This is a genomic window from Candidatus Aegiribacteria sp., from assembly GCA_021108005.1.
GTDB lineage: Bacteria > Fermentibacterota > Fermentibacteria > Fermentibacterales > JCC-6 > Aegiribacteria.
On record JAIORS010000101.1, the window covers coordinates 42,792 to 57,094 of the forward strand.

Consider the following 14,303-nt stretch of genomic DNA (forward strand, 5'->3'; position numbering starts at 1 on the left):
AATGATACCGAATGTATTATAGTATTGTAATGTATTTGTGATCCAGGCAATTTGCCTTATGACATTCAAGGTCGTTAAAGGGAAGGAAACGTAATGAAATATCTTCTGCTGATTGTCATCTCTATAGCTTTTCTTTCAGGATGCGGTGAAGACGGGCAGGAAACCGCAGCTGTTCAGGATATTCCGACCCTTCCTGTTGATACACTTGGCCTGATGAATGAGATCGGAGTTGAGACAGGCGATTCCACGAATACTTTCGGTTCCATAGTCAGCGCTCTTATCTATCAGAGTAACAGAATTCTGGTGCTTGATCAGGTCGCATGCTGCGTAAAGATCTACGACAGTAACGGTAATTACCTTCAGCAGCTGTCCAGGCAGGGCAATGGCCCTGGTGAACTGGTCATGCCGTGGGATATGTTCATTATGGCCGACGGCAGGCTGATGATTCTTGACATGGGAAAACGGGGATTCGTTGTATTCGATGATTCGCTGCAGTTCGTTGAGGAATACGGTCTCTGGACACAGAATCCGCCAATGCAGGGAACCGCGGTTTCTGACAGTCAATTTGTCGCCTACAAAGTTGACACGGATATGGCCGATAACGAGATCGTAATGAACCGTAGAGTAGCTCTTTATACCTGCGGAGATAAGGAATGGGATCAGATCTTCTGGCAGGATTCCATTGAAGCGAGTATGAATGAGATAATCGAGAATCCCTCCATGTTCATACTCGATCTTCTTGATCCGTTGAGTATCGGAGGAAACGGTTCACATGGAATCTATTTCTCTCTTAAAGATGGCGAGGATTATCAGGTAACCGGATGGAATCCGGAGGGAGAGGAAACCCTGAGCATCTGCCTGAATATCGAACCGGTAAACAAATCAATGGAAGAGATCGCCGCGGAGAGTACGTATGTAAACAACTACTTGAACCGGATGAGCGGCGGAGGTGGCGCGGGATTGGTCTTCGAGCCTGATTCATTCAAAGATATGGTGATAGGAGTAGATATAGGGCCGGATGGCAATCTATGGGTTCGGCGCGGTACGGTCGATAGTCCCTTCTTCGATATCTTCGATCCAGAGAACGGGGAACTTCTCCATCATACTGTATTCCCGGCAGAGGGCTGGAGTTGGAAAACAAGCGTTTCACCGGAAGGTGTCCTTGCATGGGAAGAGGATCCGGAAGAAGGTTATCAGAAACTCTACATTCTCGAGTAATAATTAGGGACGGAGGCAATTTAATCAAAATGGGCAAATAAACAAATCCTTACTAATAGTAACCATACTATTTATTTGCGAATTTAAAATAAAAAGCCTCCGTCCCTATTTACTACCAGGCGCTTCCCTGATTGCTGCTCATATAGTAGAGGGGCATGGCAAGAGCCACCAGATCGGTGTATTCCTCAGGCTTCCTTCTCTTTCCAAAATTAATCATCAGTGCGTTCCCATTCATTTCAACCGTCTTGAAGACTTTCTTATTCTGAAGAAGGTGCTGCCTGAGATCCGGCCCCATAACCTGTGGTGTTCGAACTTCATCACCCTTGAGAACGAACGCTTTTGAAAATTCCTGATCTTCTTCGAAGTTTATATCCTGGGCGCCAACCTTGCTGCCAACCCAGTCAAACAACGCTACCTGTCTTCTCATGAAGGTTACCGGCAGATCAAGACCTTCTTTCTCAAGGATACATATGGTCTGCTTGTAGGTTTTTGATGTATTGCTCTTGCCTGTATAAGTGCGAACAGTGTACTGATAATCGGCGAGATGTATCGTGACACCTTCCGATTCCCACTGAAGATGATTTTTTATCTTCCTGCTCGATCCCCTGTTGAAAAGCTGGAATGGATAAGATGTATGGGCTGTGGAACCTTTTGGAATGAACTTCCCGCCAAGTCTATGAGATATCTCTTCCCAGGCACCTCTCCGTTTCTTCTCCCTCATTATGAAAAACCAGATGATTATCCCTGCAATCGCAAGAACGACAATTATCGGAAGTGCTTGTGACATAAATACCCCTTTCCTTTTCTAACCTTATTATATATTGATAAGGATAATGATATCCATTCGCTAACAGGTCAAGCAGGAACAGTAACTGAAAATTGATATGATAGAGATAACCAGTCAGATAAGCATCCCCGAAAATGAATTGAGCTTTGAGTTCGTCCGCTCAGGAGGGCCGGGAGGTCAGAAAGTAAACAAGACTTCCTCGGCTGTTCTGCTTAAATTCGACGTTCGCAATTCTCCCTCCCTTACCGATGATATAAAAGACCGCCTGAAAGCTGTGGCGGGAAACAGTTTGAGTAACGATGGCATCCTGGTGGTTCACTCAAGGAAATATCGTTCGCAGATAAGAAACCGTGAGAATGCCATCTGTAAACTGATAAAATTAATAAGGAAAGCATCGAAAAAGCAAAGAAGCCGCAGGGCTACCGAACCAACTGTTACCTCAGAACGGAAAAGGCTGATTCAGAAGAAAAAGCGTGGGATGCTGAAAAAAAACAGGAATTACAGCCCTTCAGATAATGATTTCCAATAGCTATGCACAATTATCGGTGATTGTATTATCGAACAATAATCATATTCGCGCAATCGATGAAGTCACCTGCGTGCATACGAATAACGTAAAATCCTGCACGCAGATCATCAATCATAGCTTCATGTACTCCCGGAGTTAGTTCACTGTAAATCAGTTCAGTAACAGCTCTTCCCGATATATCGTAAACAGTCAGGGATACGTTTGTAATCTCGGGGATTTCAAATTGCACGAACGCCGTTCCATGCGCTGGATTGGGGAATACATTGTGTAAATTGTAAAATGATGCTTCAGTCGATTCATCTCCTGCTATCGGAACAGCATATTCCAGGTTGAAAACGCTTACACCGTAGTGTGTCATCCCACTATAGGAATCTCCCCAGATCATCGTGTGATTGTTATGGTCCCAGGTATCGTGAATCCAAACAACATCAGAAGCCCCATTATCATTGTATCCAAAACCAACCATGGTATGACCTGACACATGAATCATTACAGGGCGTCCGGCATCTATTTCTGTCTTGAATTGATTATATGTAAATCCTTGTGTATTCCCATTGTAACCATAGATGTATTGATTATAATTTCCATGATACTGAATTGAATACCCACGGGATTCAAAGAAAAGCTTCAATCCATGGCATCCATCTCTCTTATCCGGTTCACATGCTGTATAATCGTAAACCGGCGCTCCGCTGGAATAGTAGTAAAACCTTGTTGAGCCATTTGCATTCTGCCAGTTATGATACTGATTTGTTCCCATATAATCCGCTGTACAATCAGCATATTCATGCTGAGTCCAATTACCGTAATACGGGTCTAATGCTGTATCATTACTATCGTAGTAATCATCTACATGCCCTCTCACAGACAAACCATCATATCCCTGATGAGTTGCGCTCAAAGGACATTCTCCATTTCCCCACACGGTGTTCGTTATTGGAGCAACACCACCGTTTGCAGGTCCGGAATACATATTTGGATACGATGTTCCATTATCCCTGTCATAATAACCTGCTATCATTGCCCCGGACGTCGCAGAGCATCCGTAGCACCAATCGTACGCCGGAACTTCCGGCAGAATGTTAACTCCATCGCTTACCAACACTTCCGGCAATTCAACTGACGGTTCTCTGTGATCAATTGGCGGCCTGCCGGGAACAACAATCTCATCAATCATATTTCCATCTTCATCGATATATGTTTGAACGATGTACTCACCCGGAATCGTTGCCTGCGCCAGGGTTGGAATAGAAATCAATACCAACAGAATTGACAAAACAACTGTATTTTTCATTTTTTCTCCATCATATTTTGCGAAATATTTATTCATCATTTTAAGTATAATAGCGAATTCAAAGAAAGCCAACAGTTAAATGTCTGAAGCTACACTCATATTTGATTCTTCCAATTTGTACCCGGTCTTTTCCCAGGCTTCCCTCATGACAGGATTAATTCTGATTAATGATAAGTTCGCTTCGGATTCGTGTCAAAGGAACGAATAATTCCAAATCATAAGAATTGATCTCGAAAAGGATTGACAATCCGGATACGATCAGAACTATATTAAGAAGGTATATGTTGGTAGCGGAACTACCATTTGAAGTAATACAATCTGAAAAAGGTGATATGAACTGCCCGAAGTGCGGACATGAACAGAATGATGAAAACACGGAGTGTATCCGTTGCGGACTGATCTTCAGCCAGTACAGACCCCGGGATTACCAGGAATTGCTGAAAATATCACATTCTATGGAAACGGACAAAACATCTTTTCTTAAGCGAATTCTTAACTATATGTTTCACACAAAGGATGAAATTGAAGTGGTGTACTTCATCGGAAGGCTTATCGTTTTCATCTTTCTTTTCATCTGGAGTTTGAAATTCCTCCAGTGTTCCATAGAAAGCAATTACGTTGGGAAGTCTTTCATGCACCTTGTGAACCTGCCTTTTCATGAAGCGGGTCATATTGCTTTCTTGCCTTTTGGCAGAGTACTGCATTCCCTTGGCGGAAGCCTGGGACAGGTTATCATGCCATTAGTCTGCACTCTTGTTCTTCTGATCAAAACCCGCGACACCTTTGGCGCCTCAATAGGTTTCTGGTGGACTGGAGAGAGTATACTGGATATGGCTCCCTATATAAATGACGCAAGGTCAATGAGTCTGCCGCTGCTCGGCGGCAACACCGGCGCTTCATCCCCTTATGGATTCCATGACTGGAATTTCATACTTTCCGAGCTGAACCTGCTCAGACATGATCACCTGATCGCGAACATTACTGAAATAACCGGAAAGCTATTTATGGTTCTAGCTCTGCTATGGGGCTTAACACTTTTGATAAGACAATTCAAACGTCTGAAGAAATTTTCTCAGTTTTCGTAGCCGGTAGAGTACGTTCTACCTCACTACAGATACTCCCTTTGTTGAGATAATGTCACCTTTTGCCAGCTGAACCAGATAAACGCCTGCGGATAGCTCGGAAAATTTGTCGGTGTTTCAGGTAGAATACAGATCAGCTCTTCGACCGTAGCGGCGAACTGGCCTTTCTACGTCTTGGTGTAAGCCGGTTTCAAGCCTTCGAACATGGGGAAGTGTTTGATGTTCAACGTAATAAGATCAGCGCATTCAGCTTCTGCAGTGGCAGCAATGATAGCGTCAGCCAGTCCGATCCCGTGACTTCTGGTAAAGGCTTTTCTGTAAAGACCACCGTTTCGGGCAATTGCGGCGGATACAGGAACTACTCGGAACAGGGAAATGAAACTGTCCAGAGTGCCCAATTCTTTATCACCCTTTACACCGGCGTAGAGTTCCGCAGTAACTATGCTGGACAGAATGATCCGGACGGAATGTGCATTTACGAGAGCAACGGCCTTCGGGTGACCCCTTAAAAAATCTACTATCACATCTGTATCAACCAGAACAGGGCCAGACACAGCTTAACTCCTGTCCCATGAAAGCCGTACTGAGCTGAAGTCAGGTAGATCCTTGCGATCTCGCCACATGCCAGCTGCTTTATTCAGAATTGAATCTCGGCGGCTTCCATTGGCCAAGTCTATATACATATCGACCGCATCACGGATAAGCTCTGACTGCCTCTTGCCCGTTGCTTTGACAAGGGCGCTCAGTTTGTCACGCTCTTCTTCTGTAAGATAAATCTGTGTTCTCACCATTACACACCTCCAATGTATACACCAGTATTATACATCATATCCATTCTGTCAATGATATATTACGAAGACATGGCGATTGTACAGTATTCTGAAGGATAATTCAGCAGAATGAAAGACATCCTGCGAAAGCTCGAAGTGGACTGCACAATTATAGAGGACTGGCAGACATACGATGTTTTTTTAATGGAAGAAGGTCTGTTTCCGCAGTGATATGAGCATCTCTACCTGCCGGGGGCTTTCCGATGAGCAGAAGGAATAAAGAACTAACACCCATAAGCAATGTATACTGTGTCTGTTTTCCGGCAACAAATTTCAATGGACAGTGTTGTTACTTTTCGGTTAGTTGCGTATTTTAGCCTTCCATCAGGCAAAAATTAACGATGCCAGGAAGACAGGAGAACTGCACTGCCATACGAAAGTTATGAAGAATACAAGGCCGCAAAGCAGCTCTGCTGTAACCTCTGGTTACCCTTTCCAGGTCAAGTATATTGAAAAATGCTGGATCGGGATTCAGAAGCACCTACCATTCTGATAAAAAGGATAACTCCACAGATATCAACAAATCCTCAAAGGCTGCAAACAGCGCATTCATGCTGGCTGGCCAGCTTATTGGAAAAGGTTCTCTCTTTGTTTCGGTTATGCTGCTCTCAAGGTATCTGTCCAATACGGATTTCGGCTGCTTGCTCTTTGCGGTGGTACTTGGACAGTTGTACTTTTCCTTTTCCGATATGGGTATTTCGCTGGTTCTTAATATGCGTTCAAGCGTACGTCCCACCGATACTCAGGGATTGCTTTCCACTTCCATTACTCTCCGGATAATCCTCTCGCTGCTTGGTTTTCCTCTTCTGATTCTGGCAGGTTTCCTTTTGAATATGTCCTCAGAGAGAATGCTTGTTCTCGGGATTATCGGCTTTTCGGTTTTCTTCGAATCCTTTGCTGAAATGATCTACTCGGTTTTCAGAGCAAGGGAAAAAATGGTTTACGAATCTATCTGCAGAATAACAATGGGCGCGATCTGTCTGATAGCCGTACTTACTTTTATTCAATTTAAAATGGATCTCACTGTAATTGCCTTTGCCTATGTCATAAGAACTCTTGCTGCAGTTATTGCTGCAGCTGTATTCGCAAGAAAGATAGGATTCTCAATACTGCCCTCTATCGATAAGGGAAGAATAAAGGAACTCTTCATTGCCGCGCTACCACTTGGAATTATGGGATTTCTTGGCATCGTCCATCAAAGGGCCGACAATATTCTGATCAGACAGATGCTCGGTGAAAACGCAGTGGCAGCATGGCAGGAGTGTCTTAAAATTGTAGAATTGATGCTGCTGCTGGTCGTTCCCACATTGTTGCCAGGGGCACTGTTCCCGTCTCTTTGCAGATCATTCAAGAATGGCGGGTATAAACGGCAGACCGGCAACATGTCCAGAATTTTTGTCGGTCTTACTGTAGCGCTGTCCCTTTCGGTCTTTTCAACCGGAGACAGATTCCTGAGGTTCATATGGGGAAGCGAATACCTGAGAAATTTCAGCTCTTCGGAAATGCAGTTATGTCTTTATTTATGCCTTGGAGGACTTGCAGCATTGTATCTCTGGAACATACTGATTTCAGCTCTTCTGGCTTTGAGTAAATTCAAGGTGGTTATACCTGTCACGACCGCGGCACTGATACTCGTCATCTGTGGCAATCTTCTGCTTCTGCCCGTGATAGGGCTGCCCTCCGCCGGGATTTTTTATGTTGCTGGAAACTTATTGGTAATCGTAAGCTACTGGGTATATATCAGGAGAATCGGTTATTCTCTACCGATCTGGAAGGAGGCGGCCATTTCCATACTTGTCTCAATACCGGCATTCGCAGCTGTTATTCTGATACGCGGCTTGCCATTCCTCCCTGCTCTGCTCCTGCCATCATTGATCTACATTCCGTTGTGGTGGCTCACCGGCGGAGGAAAAGCAATCCGCGAAGTATTTCCACACAAAACGGAGTGAATTTAATCCGAGCTTATCTAAAGAACGTCTCTCACGCCCTCTTCATCATCAACAGGAAGAATTGTTCCATCGATTCGTGATTCGGGCAGCTCTCCGGTAACGGGTTTTGTCATTTTTTAACAAGTGCTTTCATCTGAAGCTGCCGGAAAGAACAATCTGAATTTTGACCCTTCACCTGGCTGACTATCAACCTTTATTGTGCCCTTATGCCCGCTCACAATCCCAAGAACGACCGCCATCCCAAGTCCTCTGCCGGTTGATTTGGTTGTGAAGAAAGGATCAAAAATCTTGTTTATCGTCATCTTATTCATTCCGCATCCGGTGTCAGTGACTTCGAGGAGAACATATTTTTCCGACGACAGATCTCCTTTTATCAGGCTTCCCAGTTCCTTTATCTGACTCCTTCCCGAAACACTGGTTGAGACAGTAATCAGACCCTGTCCTTCGTGAATCGCGTCAGAAGCATTTGTAACGAGATTCATTACTACCTGCCTCAATTGACTCAAATCACCCTGAATAGAACACAGATCATTGGCGAGTTCGTAACGTAGTACAGTGCTTTTCGATACGGTCATACTCAGCATTTGCGCTATTTCATGGATCATCTCGTTTATATTGATGTTTTCAATCACGAATTGACCCCTGCCGGAGTAGGCAAGCATCTGGTTACAGAGATCACCGCCCTGTCTGGCCACCTTTTTAATTTCCAATAGCTGTCTGTGTGTTTGCGTTCCTGCTGGATTTGATGTCAGGGCAAGATCCGCATAACCCAGTATGACCATAAGCATGTTGTTGAAATCGTGTGCAATTCCACCTGCAAGTACGCCCAAACTTTCAAGTTTCTGCGTATTCATCATCTGCGCTTCGATCTTCCTGCGCTCCTCTTCCACACTCTTTCTGGCTTCCATTTCCCTGCTAAGAGCTTCGTTCCTGAATGCAAGCTCTGAAAGTTGCTTGGTCATCAGATAGAGAGTTTTGCAAACGTTCTCAAACTGTGTTCTTTTCATGGATGTTACTTCAGCAAGAGCTTCCATGAACGTATCTTCATCTACACCTATCTCGTGGGCATACGACAGAAACTTTGAATCATCCGTTTCAACATCTCTAACCTGGCCGATAAGCCAGTTCGCAATATGTCTTTCACCAAGATATATGCCCGCTCCTGCATCCCATAAGCCGGCACTTAAACAATTCGTTATCACCGGTCCATCGGCGTCAGGGCTTGCAATGGCCTTTTCTGTAATAACATCGGAATGTCTGCAGTTGCTGCATCCTCTCTCTGTCTTTTTTACGATGTCTCTGCAGAATCTTGTGAAATTGCTCGGACGGGTAATAGCTTTTCCGTCAGGGTCTGTGATTATGGAGGCTACACCTGTTGCTGAGGCAAATGCATCCTGGAGTTTCTGTATCCTGTTTATATCGAACAGATCCTTGAATATGATAATGCTATTCTTAATCTTTTTCACTGTAGAAATACTCCGGAGTTATTTGATGTCTGCTGTGTTCCTTAAAAACTTCAGCAATATATAATTGATTGTGGAACGAAGTTATACAGGTTCTTCATAATACACAATACACTTTACGGCTTTCAGGATTCTCTGTCTACGCTTCGTCCATATTGCTCGATTTTTCCATATTACCGTGAAGGTTACTTATTCCGCTGATTCCCGCTCCCAGAACCCTTTTCTCCTCTGCTTGTGAGGAATGCGAAAAGGGCTCCGATAAGACTGCTGATCCCTATTCCGGAAGGACATCCATTGCTGCCGCAGAACGGGCAAGGGGTTGTTGACGCAAGTAAACCGGTATAACCGAACCACCAGGCAGCGAAACGGACCACTCGTGATGAAAACGTTCGTTTTCCGCGGTTTTCTTCTGGAATTGAGTTGTTGTTTTGATCCATATTCAAAGCTCCCCTTCTCAATATGCAGCTATATATCACTTATGGATACATATATGGACATTCCGGCGATTCTAAAACAGTGATTTCAAGGTCTTTAATAAATGGGAATACTTCTTCATTAATAATCAGAGTATCTGCTGTTCCTGTAACCCTCAGCCACTGATCATCGGGAATTCCTGTGACTGAACCTCCTTCAAGATAGATTCCGTAAGGAATCGCATCATTAACACAGCAGACAATCAGGAAGCGAAACAGTACAGGCATATTTCCGGAAATGCTGTCCGTATTAATCAGCGAACCCTCAAGAGTGACTGTACGCTCGAAAGCACATCCGTAATCGGACAAAAGTGAGTAAAGGTCTGTATGCATGACCGTATTCTGTAATCCGGATGATCCGGGCTGCAATTCAATTCCGTCCAGGGATTCGACCATGGATATACTTCTTCTCGAATAAGCGTATGCACCAAGTTGATCCCCGGCACTGAAAACCAGATAAATCAGTGGAAAAAGAAGAATACCGGTATCAACCAGATCCGCTCTGCTCTCTTCTTCCTTTCTGAGGAGTACCGGAGATAGTACGAGAGAGGCAAGAAACAAGCCGGATAGAATCGCGCCGATAGCAATAATCGGCCATAGATGAATGGCTATATGCATTTTGTACCTTCCGTTAAGAAGCAACAGAACGAGCATTACCATCCAGGCGGTGTATACCAGCATTTTAAGAAGCGTTGGAATCGATTGTGGCTTCTTCATGTGAATACCGGTCCCAGAACATGAAGCAGGTATGAAACGCATAGAACCACTGCAATCACGCTTATCGCGATTACAGGAATGGCCCTTTTCCGGAAGACGATTCTGTACATCAGCATAAGTTTGATGTCCAGCATTGGTCCAATAAGCATGAATGACATCTGTGAGGATAATGGGAAAGCGTTCTTACCGAATGAGGCCGCCACGAAGGCATCTCCGTCAGAACATATACTGAGACATACAGCGAGGCCCATCATCATCAGGATTGACATGACAGGGCTCGCGATGACTCCCGAGATTATACTCCGGCTGACAATAGACTGAAGAAGCCCCGCCAGGAAAGCTCCCATAACAAGATATTTACCTGCAATGACGAAATCCCCGGCAGCGGTTCGAATAACTCTGCTCCACCGGCTTCCGGATTCCCCACTGTCCATCAGATTGCATGTCTTTTGAGAAGTGATATCCTTTCTGATCAGCGAATCTCCCGCATACTTCTGTACTATTAGAGCCACGATAACAGCGATTGTATATCCCCCTATTATCCGCAAAGCCATGATCTTCCATGAGAACCTGTAAGCCACGAGAGTGGAGAGAGCAACAATTGGATTAATAGTAGGTCCCGCAAGCATATAAGCAATTGCCGCACCTGGAGATACCCCCTTCTTGATCAGCCTGTATACAACAGTTACAACGGCACACTCACAAACGGGAACCGCGAAGCCGATCAAGCCACCCAGCAGTACTGATTTCAGACGTCCATCTTTCAACGAATTCACCATTTTTTTCGGCATGTATTCCTCAATGATTCCGCCAACCAGTGAACCCAGCAGCATGAACGGGAAAGCTTCCAGAACAATGCCGGAAAAGCTGAGAAAGGCTGTATGGAAAGAGTCAACATCGCGCGTCAACAGCAGCATGAGCAGAGCAACAATCAGGAATGCAAGATACAACCTGTATTTCCTGTCCACTTCAATGCAACCGTAAGCGGTATCATTCAAGACGATCCACCTCCCTTTTTCGGTCTGGTAATGAATACTACCACGAACGCTAGTCCCAGAAGCAGAAGTGAATCGCGAACCATCTTCCCCCATATGAAAGTTGCTGCCCAGGGCTGATTGAAGAACCAGGCTGTGGACATGTTCCGCTGCCCGGGAGCATGCATAGGTGATCCTCTGTTTGCCGATGCTGATTCCGTCAGCGAATCGCTGATTTCCAATTCGCAGAAAAATCGAGTGTTGCGTAGTGATGGTTCTGCATCAATGCTGTCCCTGGAAAACAGATAGGAATCTTCAACTACTTCACTTATATCATAATCCTGGCAAGATAATGAAGTAATCATAGCAAATACCAGGATTAGTAATCCTGTTTTTCGCAAACCGCCTCCTCATTGGTTTATTCGATTATCCGGATATGTGTTAACCGGGTAAGTCACCAACTGTTATGTCAGCTGATCAATCAGGCATTTGTGAAAGGAGGGCTTCGTGAGCGTATGGTCAGTTCAGCAGGCTGAGGAGAGATATGTATGGTTTCCTGATGCGATGCATCGATGTCGAGTACTGTAAGACAGGGAACGCATTCATTAATATCCGCACACTGTGAATACATATGTCCACTGCAGAAAGCGCAGTGTTCGTGATTATGTCTCAGTGTGTCAGGGAAACTGAATAAAGACGTTGTCTGGATCGAACCAGAGCGTGACAGTTTCCGCTCAAGGTTGAAAGCCTCTATCGGGTTTTCGCGGGATGCTGTCTGTTTTAAATGAAGTAATTGCATATGAGGGAGACCGGTAGGCCCCACTCCAAGAAATACAGCCAGGGCGAAGGATACACATAAGCGGATTAATGCTTCAGGAAAAGTACGCATTCGTTACTCCGTATCCGTTCTATTCACGTGATCGGAAGGTTTTCCCGGTTCCTGTTAAAAAAGCAATTCCTGATTCTTTCGTCTGGACAAACGATACAATAAACTGAATACAATTTAATACATATGACTAAAGCGTCAACCGGTTCCAATATAGAGATTCAAATGTAATCAGACCCGCTACAGCAGTTCCGTTTATAGAATGGTTTAAAATGCATGGGGTGAGAAGAGTATCTCAGCTCATGTCCACCACTTCACCGGTGCACAGGTAGACAACGCGTTCGCATATATTGACAACCCTGTCTCCGACTCGCTCCAGGTTATGGGCAGCAAAAGTCAGCAGCATGGCATCCGCTATGCTGTCCGGATTCTGCATTACATGGGTAACAAGTTTTCTGAAGACCTGTTCGTAAAGCATGTCTATTTCAACATCCATTGCCGGTAACCTCTCAGCTATCGCTATATCGCGGTTAAGGAATGAATCTATGGACAGTTCGAGCATCTCTTTTACCTTCCGCTGCATTATGGGAATATCAACAAGAGGCTGTATATGGCTTCCAGGAGGAATCTTGCTGTTAATCACCGCTATGCCCTTTGCATAATCCGCGATTCTTTCAAGTTCCATCGCTATCTGCATGGTCGCGAATAGAAAACGCAGGTCACCCGCAACCGGCTGCTGTGTGGCGATTATATTAAGACACTGTTCCTCGATATCATGGCACTGGAGATTGATCTTCTCATCATTCAGAACGAGTTCCTTACCCTCACTGAACAGTCTTTCCTTGAGGATACCGACAGATTCACCAAGTGCGTTTTCAGCCATCCTTGAGAGTTTTAGCAGCTCTTCCCTGAGGCTGTTCATTTCCGCTTCATATGTCTCTCTTGGCATTATATCTTCTCTCCTTTATCCAAACCTGCCTGAGATATAGTCTTCAGTTCTGGTGTCAACCGGATTAGTGAATATATCGCTGGTCTTTCCAAACTCAATCAGGTTACCGGATCTGTTGGAATCCGTCAACAGGAAGGCTGTAAAATCCGATACCCTTGCAGCCTGCTGCATGTTATGTGTTACAATCACAATGGTATACTTGCTTTTAAGCTTCTCCATGAGTTCTTCTATTTTCAAAGTAGCGACCGGATCAAGGGCGGATGCAGGTTCATCCATGAGAATAACCTCCGGTTCCACTGCCAATGCCCTCGCTATGCAGAGCCTCTGCTGCTGTCCCCCTGAAAGGGAAAAAGCCGATTTGCCAAGGTCATCCTTGACCTCATCCCAGAGAGCAGCGTCCCTTATACTGCTTTCAACAATTGCCGCAAGCTTCGACTTATCTCTGATACCATGAATACGGGGACCGTACGCAACGTTAGCAAAAATGGATTTCGGAAAAGGATTCGGCCGCTGAAAAACCATTCCCACTTTTTTCCGGAGTCTGACTACATCCTGAGAGTAAATATCTTCTCCATCTACGAGAATGCTGCCCTCCGTTCTGGAATTGCTTATCAAATCGTTCATTCTGTTAAAGCTTCGAATCAAAGAACTCTTTCCACAGCCGGAGGGTCCGATGATAGCGGTTATATTGTTGATCGGAATGTCCATGGTTATACTGTTCAGAGCTTTGAAACCTCCGTAATACAGCGAATAGTCTATTGTTTCCATTACTCCTTCTTTTTTCATGCGGAAAGCCATCTCGATACAGTGTTGATTACCAGATTAAGTAGAACGATCAGTATAACCAGTACCGCGGCAGTAGCCAGAGCCTTATCGAAAGCCCTGGTTTCCATGGCCAGATAATAAACGTGAAGAGCCATTGTTCTTCCGCTGGACATGAGGGATGTTGGGGTTCTGTAGCTTCCACCCAGGGTTACATAGAATATTGCTGTTTCACTGACAATCCTTCCGGCGCTGAGTACGATGCCTGTAGATATCCCGGTTATCGCCGATGGAAGAACAACCTTCCATATTGTCTCCCACTTACCTGCGCCCATAGCCAGGGATGCTTCTCTGTAGGAATTTGGAACTGCCTTCAGCGCTTCCTCGGTGGTTCGGATTATCACGGGAATAACAAGGCAGGTGCCTGCAAGGGCAGCTGACAGAATTGAA

17 protein-coding genes are annotated in these 14,303 nt (G+C 44.9%); 4 read left to right on the forward strand and 13 right to left on the reverse strand.

Annotated elements, in window-relative coordinates; genetic code table 11:
- Positions 1–93 precede the first annotated feature (93 nt).
- Positions 94–1,218 carry a 6-bladed beta-propeller gene (locus tag K8S15_05805; GenBank protein MCD4775551.1) on the forward strand — a complete coding sequence of 375 codons (1,125 nt, stop codon included), beginning with the start codon at positions 94–96 and terminating at the stop codon, positions 1,216–1,218.
- A 112-nt stretch (positions 1,219–1,330) separates the two neighbouring features.
- Here K8S15_05805 and K8S15_05810 read toward each other — a convergent pair whose 3' ends face one another.
- Positions 1,331–2,005 (reverse strand): hypothetical protein, encoded by a 675-nt coding sequence (locus K8S15_05810; protein MCD4775552.1) that lies wholly within the window; start codon positions 2,003–2,005, stop codon positions 1,331–1,333.
- Positions 2,006–2,102: 97 nt separating this feature from the next.
- On the opposite strand from K8S15_05810, the gene arfB reads away from it, so the two are divergent.
- Positions 2,103–2,534 carry an aminoacyl-tRNA hydrolase gene (gene arfB, locus K8S15_05815; protein ID MCD4775553.1) on the forward strand — a complete coding sequence of 144 codons (432 nt, stop codon included), beginning with the start codon at positions 2,103–2,105 and terminating at the stop codon, positions 2,532–2,534.
- A 25-nt stretch (positions 2,535–2,559) separates the two neighbouring features.
- Here the strand turns inward: arfB and K8S15_05820 are convergent, their stop codons facing one another.
- Entirely contained in the window at positions 2,560–3,828 is a 1,269-nt protein-coding gene (locus tag K8S15_05820) for a T9SS type A sorting domain-containing protein (GenBank protein ID MCD4775554.1), read from the reverse strand.
- A 332-nt stretch (positions 3,829–4,160) separates the two neighbouring features.
- On the opposite strand from K8S15_05820, the gene K8S15_05825 reads away from it, so the two are divergent.
- Entirely contained in the window at positions 4,161–4,913 is a 753-nt protein-coding gene (locus K8S15_05825; protein ID MCD4775555.1) for a zinc ribbon domain-containing protein, read from the forward strand.
- Positions 4,914–5,077: 164 nt separating this feature from the next.
- On the opposite strand, the gene K8S15_05830 is transcribed toward K8S15_05825, so the two are convergent.
- Both K8S15_05830 and K8S15_05835 read right to left on the reverse strand, forming a co-directional pair.
- Positions 5,078–5,464 (reverse strand): type II toxin-antitoxin system VapC family toxin, encoded by a 387-nt coding sequence (locus tag K8S15_05830; protein MCD4775556.1) that lies wholly within the window; start codon positions 5,462–5,464, stop codon positions 5,078–5,080.
- Between the two features lie 3 nt (positions 5,465–5,467).
- Entirely contained in the window at positions 5,468–5,701 is a 234-nt protein-coding gene (locus K8S15_05835; protein ID MCD4775557.1) for a ribbon-helix-helix protein, CopG family, read from the reverse strand.
- 488 nt (positions 5,702–6,189) lie between these two features.
- On the opposite strand from K8S15_05835, the gene K8S15_05840 reads away from it, so the two are divergent.
- Positions 6,190–7,689, forward strand: coding sequence for an oligosaccharide flippase family protein (locus K8S15_05840; GenBank protein ID MCD4775558.1), 1,500 nt, complete (start codon positions 6,190–6,192; stop codon positions 7,687–7,689).
- Positions 7,690–7,805: 116 nt separating this feature from the next.
- Here K8S15_05840 and K8S15_05845 read toward each other — a convergent pair whose 3' ends face one another.
- From K8S15_05845 to K8S15_05885, 9 genes are all read right to left on the reverse strand, one after another.
- Positions 7,806–9,155: a PocR ligand-binding domain-containing protein gene (locus K8S15_05845; GenBank protein MCD4775559.1), complete on the reverse strand. Its 1,350-nt coding sequence runs from the start codon at positions 9,153–9,155 to the stop codon at positions 7,806–7,808.
- 182 nt (positions 9,156–9,337) lie between these two features.
- Complete coding sequence (locus tag K8S15_05850) at positions 9,338–9,589, reverse strand: hypothetical protein (protein ID MCD4775560.1); 252 nt, start codon at positions 9,587–9,589, stop codon at positions 9,338–9,340.
- A gap of 39 nt (positions 9,590–9,628) precedes the next feature.
- The gene (locus K8S15_05855) at positions 9,629–10,342 is read right to left on the reverse strand and encodes a hypothetical protein (protein MCD4775561.1); all 714 of its coding nucleotides are present in this window, start codon (positions 10,340–10,342) and stop codon (positions 9,629–9,631) included.
- Complete coding sequence (locus K8S15_05860; protein MCD4775562.1) at positions 10,339–11,340, reverse strand: permease; 1,002 nt, start codon at positions 11,338–11,340, stop codon at positions 10,339–10,341. Before K8S15_05860 ends, K8S15_05855 begins: the two co-directional genes overlap by 4 nt.
- Positions 11,337–11,717, reverse strand: coding sequence for a hypothetical protein (locus K8S15_05865; protein ID MCD4775563.1), 381 nt, complete (start codon positions 11,715–11,717; stop codon positions 11,337–11,339). Before K8S15_05865 ends, K8S15_05860 begins: the two co-directional genes overlap by 4 nt.
- A gap of 80 nt (positions 11,718–11,797) precedes the next feature.
- Positions 11,798–12,205, reverse strand: a complete 408-nt coding sequence (locus K8S15_05870) for a hypothetical protein (GenBank protein MCD4775564.1) — start codon at positions 12,203–12,205, stop codon at positions 11,798–11,800.
- A 232-nt stretch (positions 12,206–12,437) separates the two neighbouring features.
- Entirely contained in the window at positions 12,438–13,091 is a 654-nt protein-coding gene (gene phoU / locus K8S15_05875) for a phosphate signaling complex protein PhoU (protein MCD4775565.1), read from the reverse strand.
- A gap of 15 nt (positions 13,092–13,106) precedes the next feature.
- Positions 13,107–13,877, reverse strand: a complete 771-nt coding sequence (gene pstB / locus K8S15_05880; GenBank protein MCD4775566.1) for a phosphate ABC transporter ATP-binding protein PstB — start codon at positions 13,875–13,877, stop codon at positions 13,107–13,109.
- Positions 13,874–14,303, reverse strand: a 430-nt coding sequence (locus K8S15_05885) for an ABC transporter permease subunit (GenBank protein ID MCD4775567.1), incomplete at its 5' end; no start/stop codon positions are given. The genes K8S15_05885 and pstB, both read right to left, overlap by 4 nt.

What these genes read in the sequence shown, in the direction of transcription:
- K8S15_05805 (MCD4775551.1), top strand. Translation starts at nt 94, where the DNA reads ATGAAATATCTTCTGCTGATTGTCATCTCTATAGCTTTTCTTTCAGGA.
- K8S15_05810 (MCD4775552.1), bottom strand. Translation starts at nt 2,005, where the DNA reads ATGTCACAAGCACTTCCGATAATTGTCGTTCTTGCGATTGCAGGGATA.
- arfB (MCD4775553.1), top strand. Translation starts at nt 2,103, where the DNA reads ATGATAGAGATAACCAGTCAGATAAGCATCCCCGAAAATGAATTGAGC.
- K8S15_05820 (MCD4775554.1), bottom strand. Translation starts at nt 3,828, where the DNA reads ATGAAAAATACAGTTGTTTTGTCAATTCTGTTGGTATTGATTTCTATT.
- K8S15_05825 (MCD4775555.1), top strand. Translation starts at nt 4,161, where the DNA reads ATGAACTGCCCGAAGTGCGGACATGAACAGAATGATGAAAACACGGAG.
- K8S15_05835 (MCD4775557.1), bottom strand. Translation starts at nt 5,701, where the DNA reads ATGGTGAGAACACAGATTTATCTTACAGAAGAAGAGCGTGACAAACTG.
- K8S15_05850 (MCD4775560.1), bottom strand. Translation starts at nt 9,589, where the DNA reads ATGGATCAAAACAACAACTCAATTCCAGAAGAAAACCGCGGAAAACGA.
- K8S15_05855 (MCD4775561.1), bottom strand. Translation starts at nt 10,342, where the DNA reads ATGAAGAAGCCACAATCGATTCCAACGCTTCTTAAAATGCTGGTATAC.
- K8S15_05870 (MCD4775564.1), bottom strand. Translation starts at nt 12,205, where the DNA reads ATGCGTACTTTTCCTGAAGCATTAATCCGCTTATGTGTATCCTTCGCC.
- phoU (MCD4775565.1), bottom strand. Translation starts at nt 13,091, where the DNA reads ATGCCAAGAGAGACATATGAAGCGGAAATGAACAGCCTCAGGGAAGAG.
- pstB (MCD4775566.1), bottom strand. Translation starts at nt 13,877, where the DNA reads ATGAAAAAAGAAGGAGTAATGGAAACAATAGACTATTCGCTGTATTAC.